The organism is Nocardiopsis sp. iso_237, from assembly GCF_056173345.1.
This window is the reverse complement of the sequence record NZ_CM149669.1, coordinates 4,140,970-4,162,500: the sequence shown is the minus strand read 5'-3', so window position 1 is coordinate 4,162,500 and position 21,531 is coordinate 4,140,970. Positions and strand designations below refer to the sequence as shown.

Sequence of the window (21,531 nt, the reverse complement as noted above, 5' to 3'; positions counted from 1 at the left end):
CGGGACGGCTTCACGGAACCCGTCCCGGTGTCCGTCAGTGGTCGCAGCTCCGGCACCGCCGGGTGGCCGCGCGCTTGGTGTTGCCCCCGGTGGCGCGGAGCGGCGAGGTCTCACTGATCCGCTGCCACAGCCCCGGGTCCGGGTAGTTGATCCAGCCCCACAACGGGGCCCTGACGTCCGAGCCGGACTGGTGGGAGCAGCCCAGCCGGTGGGCCACTCCCCGAAGGGAGATGAGGATGGCGTCGCCGGACGGGTACGGTCTCACGGTCGAGAACGGCGTCCCGGTCCCACAGCTACCGATGTAGTCCCGTGGCAGCGCACAGGCGCAGCCCTCCCCGACAGGGAGCTCACAGAAATCGCAGCGCTTCATTCTCTTACAGTGCACCCACGTGGTGACGATCCGGCAACTTTCGGTGCCCAACCCGCCACCAGTTCCAAGAACCTCGCCCCGAAGTCCTCCCGCAACCCCTGTCTTCCTGATCCGCAGGCCCTCTTCCACGACGGCCGAGCGCCACCGTCGGGTGCCTAGCCGATGCCACTGGCGGTTGTCGCGCTCGACGCATTCGGCCCCACCTTCGTTCGACAACGCCTGTACCAGCGTGCAGAGATCCGCGGTTGCTCGAACGAGGGCCATCAGCCTGCAGGAGGCTTGAGTTCGGGCGGTGAGCTTGCGGTGACGGGGTGCACTCGGATGGCTTCAGGGCCAGTGCCGAGCGCGGAAGCGTCTCGGCAGCGCACGCTAACCGTCAGGGTTGAGAGTCCTCAGGAGGTCGACGAAACCGTTCAGCCTGTCGATCTGATCCGAAGTCAGGGGATCTGGGCTGAAGTGCATCGTTTCGTTGCGGATGGCTGTCACGGCCTTCAACATGTCAAGGAACATACTGTGGTCCACCGTCCACCCGAGTTTGTTCCACTCCTTTTCCTCCTTGAGCAGGTGCCAGTAGCTTCCCAAGGTCAGGTCGGCGGCCGACTTCACCTTGTTCGGATTCTTGTTGGTGGCGGCGCAGATCTCTTCCGCATCGAAGCACTCGTCAATGCACTGACGCAGACGTCTCTCAGCTTCTTCAATGAGGACGAAAGGTCGAGCCAGATCACCGAACTGGAGGGTGAGGTCGGCGGCAGTGATGATGCCGGACATGCTCTTCTTGTCACTGCTGCGCACAAGCACGAAGCCGTGTTCGAAGATATGGGAGATCTGGTTCAACAGCAGGTCATCGTGCTCGACGATCGGAACGGATTTCGTGACCTGATCCACGATAGTGGGCTCCGAACCGCCCATACGCGCCTTGCCAAGCGATTCCCAACTGATAACGCCGTGACAGAGATTGTCCTCTGAGATCACTGCCAGTTGAGAGAAGTTGCGGGTGATCATATGAGTGATGGCAGTAGGAACCGGGTCCCCTGGCAGAACCGAAACTACCGGACGGTTGGCGGCTTCCAGGTCACCTACGCGCAACGTGATCGAGCTGACTTCGGGGGTGTTGTCCTCAGTTGCGACTTCGGTGACCTGCTCGGATGAGGTCTCGTCCGCTGTGGGTTCCTCGCCGACAGGAACGATCGCGATGGTGTTGTCGATCCACCCCTCTGTGAAAGGGGGATCTGTGGTCAAGCCCTGGGCATCGAGGTCCTTCTCGATCTGTGCCTCTGTGGCCGGGGTGCGGCGAGCCACGTCCCAGTACTCCAGGAACTTTCGGATCGTCAGCTGGATGGGCTTGTCATGCCCTCGTTCGAGCGCCTGAGTCAACAGCTCGGCGTGGCCTTTGGCGGAGTGCCACTCTTCCTGCTCCACGGTGTTGGGTGCGCCCGGATCCTTACCCTTCTCGGCCAGAACCGCGACACGTGCGGCGGCGTCGAATCGAGTCAACCCGCACACGGTCAGCAGTGAGCCCATACTGTCACGAAGGTCCTGCTGAATGTCCGACCTACGAATGTCCGTGCGGAGCCATTCAACGGGACGGGTGTGGCGAACTCCTTCGGGAGCTTCCATGCGGAACTGGTATTCGTCGACCACGCGTCCGATCGCGACCTTGGGCGAGGACTTGGAGGACGTCTTGAGGGGAAGTACGACGTGGTCCCCCACCTGGAGGATGCGGGCGAAACGCCACAGCTGTCCGGTCCAGTTGGACACACTTCGTTTGCCAGCCTCTGGATAGGCGGCACGTACTCGGCGCCGTAGCTCTTCCTTGTTGCGGCATTCACCGATGTCTCCGATGTTCCGCCAGCCGACGATGATCAAGCCCTGGTCCAGGCACATCTTCTCGCGCTCGCCGTGTCGGCCACCTCGCACCAGCCATGCGGCTGGACCTGCCTCAATCATGTGTTCGTGCTTCCTTTGCCAGACGAGAAGACCAGAGTGTTGCCCGGGTAATGACAGGATGTGGGCTTCTGTCATGATGCCCGTCGGTAGGGGTCAGAGCAAAGCCTTCCCGGAAGGTCCACGACCGCAGGCCGGTCACGATTCCCGCTCCATCCGAACCGAGCCGCAACCTGTGAAGGGATTGCAGAGCCCCATCCTGGGATTCCTGGAGGCCGAGAACACGATGGTCCACGTGTTCGAGAGCTTGGTTGAGGGAAGGGAGACGTTCCGATCGGCTCGCTGAACTGTACGACCATGCGGCCAGCCGGTACGAGGCTGCGCCGCCCAGTCTCCGGTGCCGGAGGAGTCGGGCGTGCGTTCACCCCCTGTCGATGTGCGCTGCCGCACCACTTCCTTGAGCAAGTCACGGGCACGGGTCGCTGGTCGGTGGCTCAAGGGCCTAGGAACGCTGTTCCGCCGCCTTTCCAATGCGCAGCGACTGGATCTGTTCCCCCGTTGCGGTCAGCCTCCAGAAGACCCAGCCGTTGCGCGAGGTACTCACCCTGTTCTCGCGGGGAAGCAGCGAGTTGGCCCGTTCCACTACCGCGCCGGCTGCAGGGCTGGGATCGTCGAACACCTGGCCGTCCCACGGCGGCGAGACGATACCGAGCATGTGCGTCGCCGGGTCGAACCACCCCTCGACACGCTGTTTCTTGTAGTTGGCGTACACGGGGACCTTCACGCCCTCTTTCGCGGACCCCAGGGACGCCTCCTCCACGGACAGTCTGGTCAGGAGCCGGGCGATGATCTCGCCCTTACTGCATCCCTCCCAGTGAGCGAGAAGCGCGAGTTGGTGATCCGCATCCTGTGACACCTCGACGTGGGGCATACGCCCACGATTCCAGAGCTCGATCGTCCACGTGAACCGTTCTGGCGTGTCACTTGAGGGCCCCTCCCTCCCACGGGTGTGCCCACAGTGGCCGCATGTGGCCAGAGTTCCGAAAGGGACTTTGGTCCCGGATCAGTGTGCAGGTCAGCGGCGATAGCCTGGGTCCGCAGACCGTGTGCTCCCTCGACTCACGCGCGGCTCCCGAGGTATTGGCAGGTCCCCCAGTGCAGTCACTCACCCCCGCAGACCCCCGTATGCTCGGCGGGATCGAAATCCTGGGCAGGCTCGGTAGGGGCGGCATGGGCGTGGTCTACGCGGGGCGTACCGATGACGACTCGCTGGTTGCGGTCAAGACCCTGCATGTCGGGGGCCTCGAACAGAGTGATCTGCGGGAGCGGTTCGACCGCGAGTCCACGGCCCTGGGCATGGTGCAGGGGCCGGGTGTGGCCGCGCTCGTGGATTCCGGACAGGACGCCGACGAGATCCCCTGGCTCGCCCTGGAGTATGTTCCGGGTCTTGACCTGGCCACCTACCTCAAGCGGCACGATCCCCTGGACGAGGTGACCGGAACGGCGCTGGGCCTCGTGCTGGCGAACGCGCTCACGGACATTCACACCGCTGGCCTGCTCCACCGCGACCTCAAGCCCGCCAATGTCATGCTCGGCCCCGACGGCCCCAAAGTGGTCGACTTCGGGCTGGTCGCCATCGGCGGCGCTGGAGGCGACCTGACGCACACCAACATGCGTCTGGGTACCCCTCGCTTCATGGCACCGGAACAGTTCACCGCCCCGACGTCGGTGGGCGCCGGGGCAGACGTGTACGCCCTTGGCGCGCTGCTGGTCTTCGCCACCTCTGGTCAGTACCTGTACGAGGGTGCCACCCCGGAAGCCCTGGGCTTCGCTGCGGCCAACCCGGTCATCGAGCCGAACCTGTCCGGGGTCCCCATCGGGCTTACCCCACTGGTCACCGAGCTCCTGGCGTTCAAGTCGGAGGATCGGCCGAGTCTGGCGGACGTGCGTGCGCAGCTCACCGAACAGCTCGCCGCCGCGCACCTGTCACCCGCGGCTGCTCGGGCACGTCTCGCGGAGCGGACGTACGTCCCGGGCACGGGTCTCACCGACGAGGTTCCGCCAGCCAAGCGGCACGCCCCCGTCACCCGAGTGGAGACGGTCGACCCCTCCCGCACGGTCGGGCCCTGGGCAGGGAAGCGGGGCAGCCTCGCGGCACGTACGGCTGAGCGGTTGCGCAAGGCCTATGCCCGTCCCGCCGCCTGACAGTTCGCCGCTGCCCGAAACCCAGTGCTTCCGGGACCCGGGGCTTCGTCACCGACTGATGGACACCTGATAACAAGGCGCTCCCGATTCCCGCGTATGCGGCGGGTGGGACAACCGGGACCACCCTTGGCGCGTGACCTCTCAGGGATCCACGTGCCACAACCAACCCAGGTCGGATCGCAGGGCGATCCGGATATCTCGATTCGCAGCGGACAGTGAGGGTCGTTCAGTGACCGAAGGCGCAGACGCGACGCAGACGAGCCCGTTCGCCCCCGGGGCTCGGGTGGAGGTACGTGACGCGGAGTGGATGGTGCGCACCTGCACCCCGGCCGCCTCGGCGGTGGACGGGCACATGGTCAGGGCCGTCGGGGTCTCGGAGTTCGTCCGCGGTGAGGATGCGGTGTTCTTCACCGGGATCGAGGAGGTCACCGCCCTGGACCCCGAGCGGACCAGGCTGGTGCACGACGATTCTTCGGGCTACGCGCACAGCCGCCTCTACCTGGAGTCGGTGTTGCGCCGTACGCCGTTGCCCCAGTCCGAGCGACGCCTGGCGATGCCGGACAAGTTCCTCCTCAAGGACCTCGTCTATCAGCGCCGCCCTGCCGAACTCGCGCTCCGGGAACTGCGCCCGCGCGTGCTCATCGCCGACGTGGTGGGCCTGGGCAAGACCCTGGAGATCGGCCTGATCCTCGCGGAGCTTATCCGCCGCGGCCGGGGCGAGCGTATCCTCGTCGTCACCCCGCAGCAGGTCCTGGAGCAGTTCCAGCAGGAACTGTGGACCCGCTTCGCCATCCCGCTGGTCCGCCTGGACTCGGTGGGCCTGGAACGCGTCCAGCGCGACATCCCCGCGGGCCGCAACCCCTTCCTGTACTTCAAGCGCGCGATCATCTCCGTGGACACCCTCAAGAATCAGGGCAAGTACGGCCAGCACCTGCGCAGCATGCACTGGGACGCGGTGGTGATCGACGAATCGCACAACCTCATCAACGAGGGCAACCTCCGCAACCAGCTCGCCCGGCTTTTGGCGGCCCAGACCGACGCCCTGCTGCTGGCCTCCGCCACTCCGCACAACGGAAACTCCGAGTCCTTCGCCGAGCTGATTCGCCTGCTCGACCCGGCCGCCATCGCCGACCCGAAGGACTACTCCGCCAAGGACATCGAGCACCTCTACATCCGCCGCACCAAGGTGCATCCCGAGGTGCGCGCGGAGATGGGCGACGACTGGCCCGAGCGGGGCCCCTCGGTGTCGGTGCGGGTACCTGCCACCCCCGCCGAGGAGAAGGTCTTCGCCGAACTCACCCAGGTGTGGCTGGCGGGCGAGGAACGCGAGGGCGGACCCGTGGTCCGCAAGGAACGCCGCCTGTTCCCATACACCCTGCTCAAGGCTTTCCTGTCCTCGCACGTCGCCCTGGCCACCACGGTCGAGAACCGGCTGAAGACCATCACCAGCGGCAAGGGTGCGCTCAAGGACGGCGAGGACGAGCGCGAACACCAGGCCCTGCTCAACCTTCGTGACCTGGCAGGGGAAATCGGCGACGCCGACTCCGCCAAGCTCAAGGGCCTGGTGGAGGAGCTCAAGGAAATCGGGGTCGGCGCGAAGAGTCCCACCCGGGCCGTGGTCTTCTCCGAGTCCGTGCCCACCCTGGAGTGGTTGAACGAGACCCTGCCCAAGGCACTCGGGCTCAAGCCCGAGCAGGTGGCGCTCATGCACGGCGGCCTCTCCGACACTGAGCAGCAGCGCATCATCAGCAACTTCGCCCTGGAGACCAGCAAGGTCCGCGTCCTGGTCACCGGTGACGTCGCCTCCGAGGGCGTCAACCTGCACCGCCAGTGCCACCACATCGTGCACTACGACCTGCCGTGGTCGCTGATCCGTATCGAACAGCGCAACGGCCGCATCGACCGCTTCGGGCAGAAACACCGCCCCCAGTTCCGAGCCCTCGTCCTCACCTCCGCCGTCGAGGGCGCCAAGGACGACACCAGCGTCTCCGAGAGGCTGCTCGACCGAGAGGAGAAGGCCCACCGGGCCATGGGCACCGCCGAAACGGTCACCGGCCTGTTCAACGCGAAGAAGGAGGAGGACCGGCTCATCCAGGACCTCCTCAAGGGCCGCACCGTGGACGAGTCCCTGGACGCCGCGCACCAACAGCAGGAAGAGGGCCCGGCCTGGGCCGGAGACGTGCTCTTCGGCGATGTGGGCGTACCGGAGGGGGAGGCCGCGCCTGAGCGGGCACCCGAACCGCAGCTCTTCGGCTCCACAGAGGAGTTCGTCCGCGCCGCGCTGAGCACGGTCGCCGGCGAGGTCTCCGTCGACGAGGACGAACGCATCCTCGCCTTCGAACCGCCTCGGGACCTGGCCCACCGCCTCAGCGCACTGCCCGTCGACTACCTGCGCGAGCTCAAGGTCAAGGAGCGGCTGCGCGTCACCTTCGACCGCGAGCACGCCCAGAAACGGCTCGACGAGGCCCGCGCCACCAAGACCACCTGGCCGGACACCAGCTACGTCAGTGACCTGCACCCGCTGGTGGAGTGGCTGGTGGACAAGGTCCAGGTCCAGACCCACCGCAACGAGGCCCCTGTGATTCGCGGAGACGTCGACGCCCCGGTCTTCCTGGTCCAGGGGACCTATTCCAACGAGCTGGGCCAGCCCACGGTGGTGGAGTGGATGGCCGTCACCGGCCTGCCCGGCGAGCCCCGGGTGGAGGACATGTTCGAGGCCGTCCGGCGGGCGGGGGTGGGCACCGGCATGGTCAACACCGGCCAGCTCGGGGACCTGACTGGTCTTCAGGAGCTGGTCCCGGCGGCGGTCCGCGCGGCCCGGGCCCACCTGGAGGAGCGCAGCGCCGAGTACGACGCCCGTATCAAGGAGGACCTGGCCCGTCCCCAGCAACGGCTCGAGCAGTGGCAACAGCTCAGCCTCCAGGGTCTGGGTGAGGACCTGCGCGGCCAGCGGAAGAAGGAACGGGTGCACGACACCTACACCGAACAGCAGCGCCTGATGCGCAGGATGAGCACCGCGGGCGAACCGCTGCTGCGCGTCCTCGCCGTGGTGAAGGGGGAGAACTGATGGGTTACGACTCGCTGGCCAACCGGGGAGAGTACTTCTCCGCCCACTACCTGGCCGAGGTACTGCCCAAGCAGCTCAAGGGCAAGGACGGCCCCTTCAAGGGCTGGACCGAGCTGGAGCAACAGGAGAACGCCCGGGCCCGGGACGAGAAGAGGAGCCCCGAACCCGTCACCCCGCGCCTGGGCCTGCGCCAGCTCAAGGCGCGGTACTTCAAGGTCCGCCCGGCACTGGCCGACCACGTCGAACAGGTGCGTGAGGGTACCGAGCCCAGCGAGGCCGAGGTCGAGGCCCACCACAGTCTTCTGCGCGCCCTGCACCGCGACGTGCTCACCGCGCTCGGCTTCAGCCCCAAGGACGAGCCGCTGGAGCCGCCCTTCTCCCATGGCGACAACCTGGTCCCGGTGCGGCTGGCACTGTACGAGGGCACCGTCGCCGCCGTCGAGTGCGGTTGGGCCCCCGACCCCGACGCCGCTCTGGACGAGAACGGCGCGGGCTGGCTCATCGATCCCGTGGAATTGGGCGGCCGCGAGCAGATCACCCTCGGCACCAAACTGGTCTCCTGGTTGTTCGCCCGGGACGAGAACCTGCGCTACGTGCTGATCCTGTCCGGGGGCGTGGTGGTCCTCGCCGACCGCTCGGTGTGGGGCGAAGGCCGCTACCTCGCGGCCAGCCTGGACACCGCGCTCGGACGCAACGACACCGATGAACTCGGCACCATCGGCGCGCTCTTCGGCGCCCAGGCGCTCCTGCCCTCGGAGGAGGGCGGCAACGAACCCATCGCGACGCTCGTCGACGCCTCCCGCCAGCACGCCGTGGGTGTGTCAAAGGAGCTGCGGGAAGGGCTGCGGGACTCGGTCGAGATCATCGCCAACGAGGTCCTGGCCCGGCTACGGGATCAGGATGTGGACCCCGAGCGGATCGACACCAAGTCGAACCGCACCTTCGCTGACGAACTGGCCCGCCAGTCTCTGAGGTACCTGTACCGGATCCTCTTCCTGCTGTACGCGGAGGCCCGACCCGAGCTGGGTGTGGTACCCGCCGATGACGAGGCCTATGTCCAGGGCTACAGCATGACGCGGCTCGGCGACCTGGTCGTCAACGACCTGGTGGGCGAGGAGGCCCGGCGCAGCACACACCTGTACCAGTCGTTGGACCTGCTGTTCCGCATGGTCAACGAGGGCCATAACCCGCGCGGGCGCCAGCTCTCCGATGAGGAAGCGGCGGGGCTCTCGGAGGGGGACGGGCTTCGCTTCGAGCCGCTCAAGGCCGACCTGTTCGACCCCGAGCGCACCCGGTTGATCGGTGCCCGGCTGCCGCACCCGGACGACGACCCGGACGAGCCGGGCGTGCGGATGCTGGACACCCGGCTGCGCAACGAAGCGCTGTACAAGGTGCTGCGCAAGCTGATGATCTCGCGCGGGAGCCGTAAAGGCCGGGGCGGGTTCATCTCCTACGCGCAGCTCGGCATCAACCAGCTGGGCGCGGTGTACGAGGGGCTGATGTCCTACACCGGGTTCATCGCTCAGGAGGAGTTGTACGAGGCAGCCAGGAACGGTGACTCGTCGGGTGGCTCGTGGATGATTCCGGCGTCCAAGGTCGACGACTACGGCGACGACGTGTGGGTGCGCGTCAAGGACGAGAACGGCAAGTCCGGCAAGGACCGCCCGATCGTGGTCTACAAGCCTGGGTCGTTCGTGTACCGCCTGGCCGGGCGCGACCGGGAGACCAGCGCGTCCTACTACACACCGGAGTCGCTGACTCAGTTGACCGTCCAGCTCACCCTGCGGGAACGGCTCGACCAGAACGGCGAGACGACTCCTGCGAGGGAGCTGCTGGAGTGGACCATCTGCGAGCCTGCTCTGGGTTCGGGCGCCTTCCTTAACGAGGCGATCAATCAGGTAGCCACTGAGTACCTCAAGCGGGCTCAGAAGGAGTGCGGGGAAGAGCTGGACCCTGAGCGCTACGCGGTGGAGCTGCAGAAGGTCAAGGCCTACATCGCCCTGCACCGGGCGTACGGGGTGGACCTCAACGGGACGGCCGTGGAGCTGGCTGAGGTCTCACTCTGGTTGAACGTGATGTACCCGGGTTTGCAGGCGCCGTGGTTCGGCCTGCACCTGAGGCGCGGAAATTCGCTGATCGGAGCCGGAAGGAGGTTGTACGACCCCGAGACAGTGAAGAAGGGCGAGTGGCTCAAGTCAGCGCCGGAGGACCAGCCGTTCCGGGATGGAGACATCAAGGCCGGATACATCCACCACTTCCTACTGCCCGCCCAGGGTTGGGGGAGTGTTGCTTCAGAGAAGGAAGCGAAGAACCTCGCTCCGGAGGACACCGCCAAGCTGAACGTTTGGCGCAAGGCGATGCGCAAGAGGCCGAAGACGACGGGGAAGAATTCCCAGTTCCGGCGCTTGCAGGCCCTGTCGAAGCGGGCGGAGTTCTTGTGGGGCTTGGTGATCCGGCGCCTGGAACTGTCCGAGCGCGAGATCAGCCGGAGCATTGATGTCTATGGCGCGGATTGGATCGATCAGCCCGAGGAGGTCATGCCGCGTGAGGAAGTGCTCGCCAACCTGACCGAGAAGGGCACCCCGTACTGGCGTCTCAAGACTCTGATGGATGCCTGGTGCGCGCTGTGGTTCTGGCCAGTACAGAAGGCCGGGCTGCTGGATGGCAGCGACGAGGTGTATGAGCGCCTTGGAAACACCCTGGAGCTGAGCAGCGCCGGAGGAGACGGATCTCTCTTCGGTGAAGCCCGAGAGAGCTTGCCACTGTCCGAGGTAGAGAACTGGCTCAAGTTCGCTGAGGCGCTCCTGGGTTGCCACGACATCCCGAGCGATTCTCTCTTCGGTGAGATTCAGAGCCTCTCCGAACTCGATGACGCTGAAGACTCACTTCCTGGCCTCATGGGCATGAAGGATGAGTTCCGCTTGGGTGAGAAATTCCCCTGGTTGCGCGATGTGGAGATTCTCGCTAATCGCCACGGGTTCTTTCACTGGGAACTCCAGTTCGCTCACCTTTTTAATAGTCGGGGTGGTTTTGATATCCAGGTTGGTAACCCTCCGTGGGTCCGACCAAACTGGGACGAGGATGCTGTCCTTGCCGAGTTTGATTCCTGGTTTAAGTTGGTTGAAAAGGTTCCCGCCGAAGATAAGCGAGCGCGAAAAGTTGATACTTTGGAGGTGCCTGAGGCACGAGAAAAGTTCCTTGAGGAAATGGCTGGAGTATCTGGAAATAGCGATTTTCTGGCCAGTGTTGCAACCTTTATGATTCTGTCTGGAACGCGTCCAGATCTATACCGAGCGTTTATGTGCAGAACGTGGTCTAACCTTGGGTTGCGCGGGTCTGCAGGGTTGATTCATCCAGATTCGCATTTTTCAGGGGTCAGAGAGGGCCGACTTCGGGCTGAAGCTTACCAGCGTCTCTGCTTTCATGCTCATTTTCATAACAGGGCCCTAATTTTCCCTGAAGTCCATGCAAATACTGAATTTGGGATACATATTTATGGAGATCTGGGGGAGGTTGATTTTTGGAATTCGAGTTGGTTGTTTAGTGTGGAAACGCTGGAGCTTTCGATTCGAGGGGAATCTTCGGAGGAGCTTCCCGGAATCAAGCATCAAGGAAGCTGGGATTTGCGTCCACATGCCGATCGTCTTGTTCGCGTGAATCGGGACCTCCTGGTCGAATGGGGGGCGCTTGCGGGGGGTGTGAAGGAGGGGGCGGCTCAAGCTCAGATGCTTTATCCGGTGACGAAAGCGGAGGCTGGAGTGGTGCGTGCATTTTCAAAGTATCCTTTTAAGGTAAAGGATGAGCGTCCATTCATTACAATTGGCATGGATGAGGCGAAGTCGAGGAAAAATGGACTGATAGAGTGGGGGACCGTTGTTCCTGAGTCGCTTGATTCAGTTATCCTACAGGGTCCTCATGTTTCCCATGCGAACCCATTTTTCAAGCAGCCAAATATTCCTTGTAAAACCAATCGCGACTGGTCTTCGCTGAATCTTGTTGATCTTCCTTCCGACGTAGTTGTTTCGACCAATTACAAGAGGTCCAGTGATGCAGTATCCTTTTCGCTCGCTCAAGCTGATTGGGATGGTCGCCCTAGTACTGATTACTATAGAGTTGCCTGGCGGGCCATGATTCCCTTTGATACTGAAAGGAGCCTTCATGCCGCATTGATTCCGCCCGGCCCCTCTCATGTTAATTTGGTGCATACTCTTTCATTTTCTAATGTCCGGTTAGTCGTTTTGAATTCTGGATTCTGGGCGTCGCTGCCGTTGGATTACCTGCTGCGAATTTCTGGGCGTTCGGATGTTCATCAAACTGAAGCCCGAAAAATGCCCGCCCCAAATCTGGGACATCCACTGGAGGTGTCCTTGATTGTGCGTTCGATGCGTCTTAATTGTCTCAGTCGTTCCTATGTGAAACTTTGGGATGGTATTTATGAGGAATCTTGGCCTCGTGAAGGGTGGGCTTTGAAGTGGCCCGGACTTTGTGGGTTGGGTGATGTGGAAAGTGAATGGAATGAATCCTCTCCTCTGCGTACCGAGTATGAGCGACGTGCTGCTCTTGTTGAAATTGACGCGCTAGTTGCTGTCTGGTTGGGGATTGATGTAGATGAACTGATTGCCGTCTATAAATCTCGCTATCCAATTTTGCGAGATTATGAGGCGGATGTATTTTTCGACGCCAAGGGCCGCAAGATCGCCAAGAATCACAACACCTACGGCTACGGGCAAACAAAGGAAGACTTCCTCCGGCTTCAGAAGTACCTGGAGACCAGTACCCCCACCGACCTCCCCGACGGCTACTCCGCCCCCTTCTACAAGGCCGACCGCGAGCGCGAGTACCGCGAGGCCCACGCGCACTTCACTGAAATCGTTGAGCGCGCCAAGCGTGACGGCACCTGGGACGGGGAGGTCTGACCATGCAGCCCACACTCGCCGCCGCAGAGGTAAAGCGGAACATCACCCAGTACCTCTCCACCACCTTCGCGCTTGCTGACGAACCGGTCCGGGAGAGCCTCGAAGCCTTCTTCACCGACCCTGTTCAGGGCATCTTCCGGGGGCCCTACCTTCGGGTCCGCACGCCCTTCCGCTCCTCGGACGACTCCTGGCAGAACCATCTCGAATGGCACCCGCCCGGCTTCAGCCCCTTCCTCCACCAGGCCCGGGCCTGGGAACGCCTTTCCACGTTGGACAGCCCTGCCGCGCCCACCCTCATCACCACGGGCACCGGTTCCGGTAAGACCGAGTCCTTCCTGATTCCCCTCCTGGACCACTGCCGTCGTGAGCGCGCCGCTGGGAACAACGGCATCAAGGCCGTTTTGCTCTACCCGATGAACGCGCTCGCCACCGACCAGGCACAGCGGCTCAACGAACTCCTGCTCGACCCCGCCCTGTCCCAGGTCACCGCAGGTCTCTACATCGGCGACACCCCGGAGACCGGATACCAGCGGGTGAGTACGGCCCGAGCCCAGATCCGCCGCCAGCGCCCCGACATCCTCATCACCAACTACAAGATGCTCGACCTGCTCCTCCAGCGCGAGCAGGACCTTTCGCTCTGGAAGGACTCCTCCCTCACTTATGTCGTGGTCGACGAGTTCCACACCTACGACGGCGCCCAGGGCACTGACGTCGCCATGTTGCTCCGCCGTCTGGCCGCCGCCACCGGAAACTCCCGTCCGGGCCGTCCGCTCGGTGACATCTGCCCGGTGGCCACCAGCGCCACCCTCGGACAGGACGGGCCCGACAGCCTGGCAACCCCCGGCCCCTCCGGTGCCCGCGTCACTCCGGGAGCCCCTGCCGCCAAGGACCACGACCCCACCGATCGCATTCGGGAGGTGGCCTCCACCGTCTTCGGTACCGAGTTCGGTCCGGACTCCGTCGTCGGTGAGGACCGCCTGGCCATCAACGAGTTCATGGGCAAGATCGAGTACGAGTACCCGGTGCCCGACCCGGTCTACGTCGCGCAGATCAAGGACCCGCACTCCGACCCCACCGCGATGGGGCGGATCATGGCCGAGTTCACCGGCCGCGACGATCTCACCCCGCCTGAACTCGGTGAGGTCCTGCGCAAGCACATCCTCACCAAGGCCGTGCTCAGCATCCTCGACGGCACGGTCGCGCCGCTCACCGCCGTCCTGGAAGAGCTCCCCGAACGGGGCGCCTACGCCTGGGGTATCGCGCTGAGGAGCGCCCCCGAACACGCGGCCGAGGCCCTGGCCCGCTACATCGCCCTGCTTTCGATCGCCCGCCACCCCGACACTCCAACAGGGGAGCCGGACCGCCCCCTGGTGACCATCGAGACCCACCTGTGGGTCCGCTCGGTCTCCCGGCTTCTGCGCGCGGTCGCTGACAAGCCCTCCTTCGCCTGGCACGGCGAAACTCCGCCTGCCCTCGGCTCGGAGACCACCACCTCCGACCTGGGTCGGGTCAGTCTGCCCGCCGTGTACTGCCGTCACTGCGGCCGCTCGGGCTGGGCGGCGCTCTCCCAGGAGTCCGCCCCCGCCGACCTGTTGACCGACCCGGACAAGGTGTACCGGGGTGCGATCGCCAGCAAGAAGTTCGTCCGGTCCCTCATCCGCGCCAGCCGCGCCGAGGCCGCGCAGAACCCCGCCGCCACCCTGGTGCTGCGCTCCGCCGGAAACCACGTGCGTCCGGTTGACCCCGCCACCGACCTCGCCAAACACGAGGCCGGTCAGCTCGACGGCGTGTTCGTGCTCGCCGATATCTCGCACACCAAGGAGTCCTTCAGGGCCGCCGAGAACGACCGCTGCCCGGCCTGCGCCGCCGACCAGGGCACCCGGTTCCTCGGTTCGGGTCTGGCCGCGCTCGCCTCGGTCTCTGTCACCGAACTCTTCACCGGCGGCCAGCTCGCCCACGACGGCCAGACCCCCAAGACGCTGATGTTCAGCGACTCGGTGCAGGACGCCGCCCACCGGGCCGGGTTCGTCTCCAACCGCTCCTACACCTTCTCCGCCCGTGCCCTGCTCGCCTCCCGGCTGCGCGAACACCACGAGGAGACCGGCGGCGCACCGCTGGACCTCAACGACCTCATCGCCGACACCGTCGCTCGCGCCGAGGATCCCGCCTACCTGGCCTGTGTGGTCCCCCCGGACATGCACGACCTGCCCGGCATGGACCGCCTCCTGGCAGGGGAGAGCGCCGGCGGCGCCCGTGAGTGGGCCCTGGTGGGGGAGCGGTTGGCCTTCACCTCCGTTCTGGAGTTCGGGCTGCGCTCCCGGCAGGGCCGCACTCTCGAACTCACCCGGACCGCCGTCGCCCAGGTCCGACTGGACGAACCCGACCGGATCGCCGCCCTCGCCGCCGACCTGCTCCAGCACAGCGGAGATCAGATCGAGGGCCGCCGCCCCTCTCCGGCAGTCTTCCGCGGCTACGTGCGCGGGCTCCTCGAACGCCTGCGCACCCGGGGCGGGATCAGCCACGAGTGGCTCGACCCCTGGATCAGGAACGTCGGGGCCAAGCGCTTCGGCACCATCTGGGGCAAACGCCCCGACGGCATGCCCGCCTTCCCCCGAGGGCTGCCCGCCCCGCGCTTCCTCACCGACGACCGCAAGGAACGCAGCGAGTTCGACTCGGTCACCGGTCGCGGAACCTGGTACCAGGACTGGACCACGCGCTGTCTGGGTCTCCCGCCGGAGGCCGCGCCCCGCTATCTGCGGCGTCTCCTGGAGCTCCTCCACGAGGAGGGCGTGCTCACCCGCACCGCGACCGACGCGGGTGTCAACGTCTACGGTCTCACTCCCGGACACGTCCAGGTCCGGCTCCTGGACGACGAACAGGTGGTCAACGGCGGACTTCGCTGCCACGTGTGCAACTGGCGCCAGAGCGCCCACCCCGCCCATCTGGACGACTGGGACGCTGTGGCCTGCCCCCGCTACCGGTGCACCGGCCACCTCGCCGTGGACGAGGACCGCCGGTTCCGCCAGGATTACTACCGGCGCCTCTACCGGGAGGCCGAGCCCTTCCGGATCACCACCGCCGAACACACCGGCCAGCTCACCCGCGCCCAGCGCGAACGGGTCGAGGAGTCGTTCAAACGCGGAAGCCGCTACACCGACCCCAACGTCCTCTCCGCCACCCCCACCCTGGAACTGGGCATCGACATCGGTGCCCTGTCCGCCGTGGTCCTGGGCTCCCTGCCCACCGGTCCGGCCAACTACGTGCAGCGCGCCGGTCGCGCCGGACGCCGTTCGGGCAACGCCTTCCTGCTGACCCTGGTCGGCCGCCGCGCCCGCGAGCGCTACTACCTGGAGGAGCCGCTCGACATGATCGCGGGGGAGATCGCCCCGCCCGGCAGCTTCCCCTCCGCGGTGGAGATCCTGCGCCGCCAGTACGCCGCGCACCTGCTCGACCTCGCCGCCCGCGGCGACCTGCCCGGGGTTCCGGCGCTGCCCGGCCGTGCCGCCGACCTCTTCGGCGACCTCGGCTGGCTTTCGGGCTTCACCGAGAGTGCCCTCGCGCACGGTGACCGCCTCGTCTCCGGCTTCCTCGACCTGTTCACCGGGGCCGGGCAGGACGTGGACGACGTCGCCGCGGGCCAGCTGCGCCACTACGCCACCGTCGGCCTCAAGGAGACCGTCACCCGGGCCGAGGAGGTCTGGGCGGCCCGCCTGGCCGACCTGCGCGAGCGGGTGGAGACCGTCGGCCGCTCCATCGACGCCCTCATCGAGTCCGACCCCGAGCAGAAGCGCCGCAAACGCGCACTCCAGGCCGAACGCAACGCCGTGCGCAGGCGCATCGGGGAGATCGGCCGCACAAGTGCCCACGGCGCTCTGGTCGACCTCGGTGTGCTGCCCAACTACTCCCTCGTGGACAGCGCCACCGAGCTGGAGGCCACCCTCACCTGGGAGGAGCGCGACGCCGACGGCGACTCCAGGTTCCACAGCGAGGTCCGCGAGTACAAGCGCCCCACCGCCCGGGCCCTCACCGAGCTTGCCCCCGGCAACCACTACTACGTGCGCGGCTACCGGCACACCGTCGACGGCCTCGACATCGGCTCGATGCACCGGCCCGCCTGGCGGGACTGGCGGGTCTGCCCCGCCTGCGGATACGTGCGCACCCACGACGCTGCCACGGACACCTCGCCCTGCCCCCGCTGTTCCAGCGCGGTCATCGCGGACCGGGGCAGCCTGTACCGGGTCCTGGAACCCACCCGGGTGTACGCGCGGGACCGCCGGGACGACGCCCTCATCCGGGACGAGCACGACGAGCGCCAGCGCGTTTTCTACGAGACCGCCACCGCCGTGGACATTCCCGAGGAGGCCATCGCCCCCGGCGCCTGGCGCCACACCGGGCGGGTGTTCGGCGTGGAGTTCACCCGGGAGGCGGTCATCCGCCGGTTCAACCTCGGCGCTTTGCGGATGAACCGGCCCGCCACCGTCACCTTCGCCGGGAACGAGGTCACCCCCACCCCGTTCCAGGTCTGCCGGGGCTGTGGCGGTGCCACCCTCGACGAACCCGTCAACGCCGTGAGCAACGTCCTCGGCAGCTCCTACGACTCCGGCCGCAGCTACCACCGGCCCTGGTGCCCGCAGCGTCGAGGCGACCAGGTGGAGCACGAGAAGATCGTGCTCGCCCACTCACTGCGCACCGAGGCCCTGCGCATCCTGCTGCCGGTGGCCACCGTGCACACCGCCGAGCGCATCATCAGCTTCAAGGCCGCGCTCATGGCGGGGTTCGCCCGCGTCTACGGTGGGGCCCTGGACCACCTGACCGCCACTGTCGCCGCCATGCCCGACCACGAGACCGGCCACCAGCGCCGCTACCTGGTCATCCACGACACCCTGCCCGGCGGCAGCGGCTACCTGAACCCCCGCTCCGGGGCTGAGGGCATCCGTGAGATCCTCACCGCCGCCCACGAAGTCGTAGCGCACTGCCGCTGCCAGGCCGACGAGGGCCGGGCCGCCTGCCACCGCTGCCTGCTCGCTCACGTCAGCGACCACGAGTTCCCAGACGCCGACCGGGCCCTGGCCGAGGAGATGCTCACGGATCTGCTGGAGGGCTGGGCGACCGACAGTGTCGCCCGCACCGACGACATCTCCCTGTGGGACCAGGTCGAGAGCGAACTGGAAGCCCGCTTCCTCCAGGCCCTCCAGCTCTGGGCCAAGACCCCTGACTCCGGCCGTTCGTTCGAACTGGGCGGCAAGGTCAACGGCCGACGCAGCGCGGTCCTGCGCCTCATCGGTGGAGACGAGAAGGTCATCGGTTGGGAGGTGCTGTTCCAGAACAGCATCAAGGGAACCCGGCCCGACGTGGTCTTCCGCCGTCTGGACACCACCCGCCAGCAGGTCGCCCTCTACCTGGACGGCTACTCCTACCACGCCTCGGAGCAGTACAACCGGATCGCCGACGACGCCGACAAACGCGCCCGGCTGCGCGCCCACGGCATCACCGTCTTCCAGCTCAACTGGGACGACCTCGACCACCTGGACGGCAAGAAGGTCCCGCACCCCGCCTGGTTGCCCTACGGACCCAACGGACGCATGCAGGTCCAACAGGCCTACGGGCAGCAGGGAGGGGATCCCAAGGAGCTCGACGCGACGGTCTGGAACAGCCCCGCCGAGACCCTGTTCGCCTACCTCGGCGATCCCGAGCCGACGCGCTGGGCCCAGCGGTCCCAGGCGGCGGTCACCGGGATCATGCGCACCGCCGGGGCCGAGAAGACCGGTGGCGGGGCCGTTGAACTCGCACCGCACATCACCTCCGCCCTGCGCGGCGACCAGCTGCCCGGTCCGGTCGGAGGAACGGGCTGCGTCCTGATCCGCGGCGCCGACGACGCCGGGTGCCGCTTGGTACTCGTCGCCAACCAGGCCGAGCGCACGGTCAGCGCGTTCACCGTGCTCGACGACAGCGAGGAGACCGTGGCGGAAGGCGGCGACGACCACAAACGCCGTTGGAAGGCCTGGCTGTACTGGGGCAACCTGGTCCAGTTCCTCACGCACGAAGGCGGTGACGGCGGCCAGTTCGCGCTCAGCGCGCTGAAGACGCTGGACGTGTCCGTGCTGTCCGCGGTGGGAGGTGACGGCCTCGACAGCACCCTGGCGCTGGAGGCGATGGACCCGTTCGAGGTGACGGAACTCTTCGGGGATACCCTCACCAGCACTCGGGTGCTGACCAGTGACCTCGAACGAGGGCTGGTCACCCTGCTCGACACCACGGTCGCCGAGGAGACCTCCTCCGGACCGGAGCACCCCGGACACAGCCTGGACGTCACCGTCGACCCCGCGTGGGTTCAGGTGTGGGAGCTGATGGACCCGGACGAGCCCGGGCTGGAGACCCTGGCCGGTGAGCTCCAGCGGCGCGGTACCCCCGCACCCGAGGTCGGCTACGAACTGGGGACGGGCATGTGGCCCGCCGAACTCGCCTGGCCCGACCACAAGGTGGCCGTCGTGCTCTCCTCCGAGCTCATCGGCAACGCCGAGGACAAGGCCAGGGGTGAGACCGCCTACATCGAGGCGGGTTGGCACGTTCGGGAGGCCGACCAGTGGGAGGTGTCCGAACTGGTGCGGATACTGACCACGGGCGCAGCGAGCATCGACGACGGGCACCACGCCGTCGGCGATGACGACACGACGATCGCGAAGGGATGAGCATGCAGGACAAGGCCACACTGCGGCTACTGGACAAGGCCGACAAGGAGATCCGCAAGCTCCCCCGCAACGTCAAGGGGGCCCTGTACGACTTCCAGTACAAGTTCCGGGAGAACCCCGCCAACCCCACGAACGGGTTCAAGCAGCTCAAGGGTGAGCGGCTGTTCGCCGCGCGGGTGGGGGAGTACCGCGCGATCCTCTTCCATGTCGGCAACCAGGACTACATCCTCGTCGCCCTGCGCCCGCGCGGGCAGGTGTACGAGCACCTGGAGCGGTACCGCTTCGACATCAACCAGGTGACCGGTGCCCTGGAGATCTTCGATGTGGTGGCTTCCGAGGAGGCGACCAGAACCGAGCCCGCCATCCCGGATCCCGCAGCCGCGACGGCCGAAGGGGATCCGCTTTCCGCCGAGCCGACGCCCGTCGAAGCCGGACCCGAGCCTGCCCGTCCCCTCCTTGCCGACTACACCGAGGACCAGCTGCGCGAGCTCGGTGTGGCAGACGGTCTGGTCTCCCTCGCCCTGACCATCACCACCGAGAGCAGGCTCCTCGGGCTGGTCGAGTTCGCACCCAAACACACCGAGGAAGTCCTCCTCGCCCTCGCTGACGGGCGCGGCTTCGACGAGGTCATGGAAGAGGTCACTCGGCCGGTCGCCGCCGCCGAACCCGTCGACACCACGGACTACGACACCGCCTTCTCCCGCCCGGCCACCCGGGTCACCACCGCCGACACCGATCTCCAGCAGGTCCTCGAGGACGACTTCGCGGCGTGGAAGGTGTTCCTGCACCCCACCCAGCGCAAGCTCGTCACCCGCGGGTACAAGGGGCCAGCCCGGGTCAGCGGCGGTCCCGGTACCGGCAAGACCATCGTCGCCCTGCACCGGGTGAAGTACCTGGTGGACCGGCTGGGCCCCGGCTACACCAAGCCCGTTCTGCTCACCACCTTCAACAAGAACCTCGCCGCGGACCTGCGCCGCCGCCTGCTCGACCTCGGCGGGCAACAGCTCCTGGACCGGGTCGACGTCGTCAACATCGACCAGCTCGCCTCCCGCATCGTCAGCGAGAGCGGCCAGGGCCGCCAACGCCGCCGCACCATCAACGACCAGCAGGCCGCGCGCGAATGGCGGGACATGCTCACCGAACTCGGTGAGAGCACCTGGGACGCGGACTTCCTCAACGCCGAGTGGAGCCAGGTCATCCTCGGCCAGAGCGTGCGCACCCGTGGCGAGTACTACCGCGCGCGCAGAGCCGGACGCGGGCAGCGAGTGAGCCGCGCCCAACGGGCCGAGATCTGGCAGCTGGTGGAGCGGTTCACCATGCGCCTGGAGGAACGGGGAGTCTGGACCTTCCGCCAGGTCGCCGAGGCGGCTGCCAGGGTGGAGGGCGACCGCGCCGCCAAGATCGCCGCCAACCGCGAGCGCGAAGCCAACGCCGGCGGGCAGATGATCCACCACCAGGACCAGTCCTTCGCCAGCCTGCGGTTCCGCTACGAGCACGTGGTCGTGGACGAGGCACAGGACCTCAACCCGGCCCACTGGACGCTGCTGCGTTCCATGGTGGACCACACCGACAACGACATCTTCCTGGTCGGGGACACCCACCAGCGGATCTACGGCAATCAGGTGTCCCTGGGCAGCCTCGGCATCAACATCGTCGGCCGTTCCGCGCGTCTGACCCTCAGTTACCGCACCACACGTGAGATTCTCGGCTCCGCCCTGGGCCTGCTGGGTGAGGAGACCTGGGACGACCTCGACGAGGGCACCGACACCCTCCGAGGCTACCGCTCGGTCCTGCGTGGTCCCCGCCCGTTCTTCCACGGATCCGGCACCTGGGAGGCCGAGATCGATGCTCTGGTCGCCCGGATCGGAGCGATCAGGGAACAGGCCCAGGCCGAGGGGAAGTTCGCGTCCGTCGCAGTGGCGGTTCCCATGAGGGACATGGTCGGCGAGGTTGAGCGCGAGCTCGTCCGCGCCGGTATCAGCGCCGCCACCCTGGGTCCCGAAGGGCCTCCCCCCGGCCACGAGGAGTCCGTCCACGTGGGCACACTGCACCGGTACAAGGGGCTGGAGTACCAGCACATGATCGTCGCCGGTGTTTCCGACGCCCTGGTGCCCAACGCCAACGTGGATCGCCACAAGGACAGCGACCCGGCCCGGTACCGCCGCGAACTCCAGATGGCCCGTTCGCTGCTGTTCGTCGCCGCCACCCGCGCCAGGGACTCTTTGGTGCTCTCCTGGCACGGCGAGCCCAGCCGTTTCCTGCCCAAGCAGACGGAGAAGGCCGCGCAGGAGACGCAGGTCGAGCAGACGCCTGTCCCCGAGGAGGGGTTCGAGGACGACGGCCTCTTCAAGCCCCCGAACGCCCTGCTGTAGGCGGCCTGCTGGAGAACGTCCGGCCCCG

Annotated in this window: 8 protein-coding genes; 5 read left to right on the top strand and 3 right to left on the bottom strand. The window is 66.4% G+C overall.

All coding sequences use genetic code 11. From position 1 onward, the window contains the following. Nucleotides 1-34 precede the first annotated feature (34 nt). The 3 genes from AC0VYM_RS18950 to AC0VYM_RS18940 form a co-directional block, all read right to left on the bottom strand. A complete protein-coding gene (locus tag AC0VYM_RS18950; protein ID WP_475454037.1) occupies nucleotides 35-265 on the bottom strand; it encodes a hypothetical protein in 231 nt (76 codons plus the stop codon). A 474-nt stretch (nucleotides 266-739) separates the two neighbouring features. Further along, entirely contained in the window at nucleotides 740-2,317 is a 1,578-nt protein-coding gene (locus tag AC0VYM_RS18945; protein WP_475454035.1) for a CBS domain-containing protein, read from the bottom strand. 439 nt (nucleotides 2,318-2,756) lie between these two features. Further along, a complete protein-coding gene (locus tag AC0VYM_RS18940) occupies nucleotides 2,757-3,185 on the bottom strand; it encodes a hypothetical protein (RefSeq protein ID WP_475454033.1) in 429 nt (142 codons plus the stop codon). Between the two features lie 224 nt (nucleotides 3,186-3,409). Here AC0VYM_RS18940 and AC0VYM_RS18935 point away from each other — a divergent pair, with 224 nt between their 5' ends. The 5 genes from AC0VYM_RS18935 (at nucleotide 3,410) to AC0VYM_RS18915 (ending at nucleotide 21,503) form a co-directional block, all read left to right on the top strand. Next, nucleotides 3,410-4,459, top strand: a complete 1,050-nt coding sequence (locus AC0VYM_RS18935) for a serine/threonine-protein kinase (protein ID WP_475454031.1) — start codon at nucleotides 3,410-3,412, stop codon at nucleotides 4,457-4,459. A gap of 229 nt (nucleotides 4,460-4,688) precedes the next feature. Further along, nucleotides 4,689-7,526, top strand: a complete 2,838-nt coding sequence (locus AC0VYM_RS18930) for a DEAD/DEAH box helicase (protein ID WP_475454029.1) — start codon at nucleotides 4,689-4,691, stop codon at nucleotides 7,524-7,526. Next, nucleotides 7,526-12,442, top strand: coding sequence for a DNA methyltransferase family protein (locus AC0VYM_RS18925; protein WP_475454027.1), 4,917 nt, complete (start codon nucleotides 7,526-7,528; stop codon nucleotides 12,440-12,442). The genes AC0VYM_RS18930 and AC0VYM_RS18925 overlap by 1 nt, the downstream gene beginning before the upstream one ends. A 2-nt stretch (nucleotides 12,443-12,444) precedes the next feature. Further along, nucleotides 12,445-19,131: a DEAD/DEAH box helicase gene (locus tag AC0VYM_RS18920; protein WP_475454025.1), complete on the top strand. Its 6,687-nt coding sequence runs from the start codon at nucleotides 12,445-12,447 to the stop codon at nucleotides 19,129-19,131. Further along, entirely contained in the window at nucleotides 19,128-21,503 is a 2,376-nt protein-coding gene (locus AC0VYM_RS18915; protein WP_475454023.1) for a UvrD-helicase domain-containing protein, read from the top strand. Before AC0VYM_RS18920 ends, AC0VYM_RS18915 begins: the two co-directional genes overlap by 4 nt. Nucleotides 21,504-21,531 lie beyond the last annotated feature (28 nt).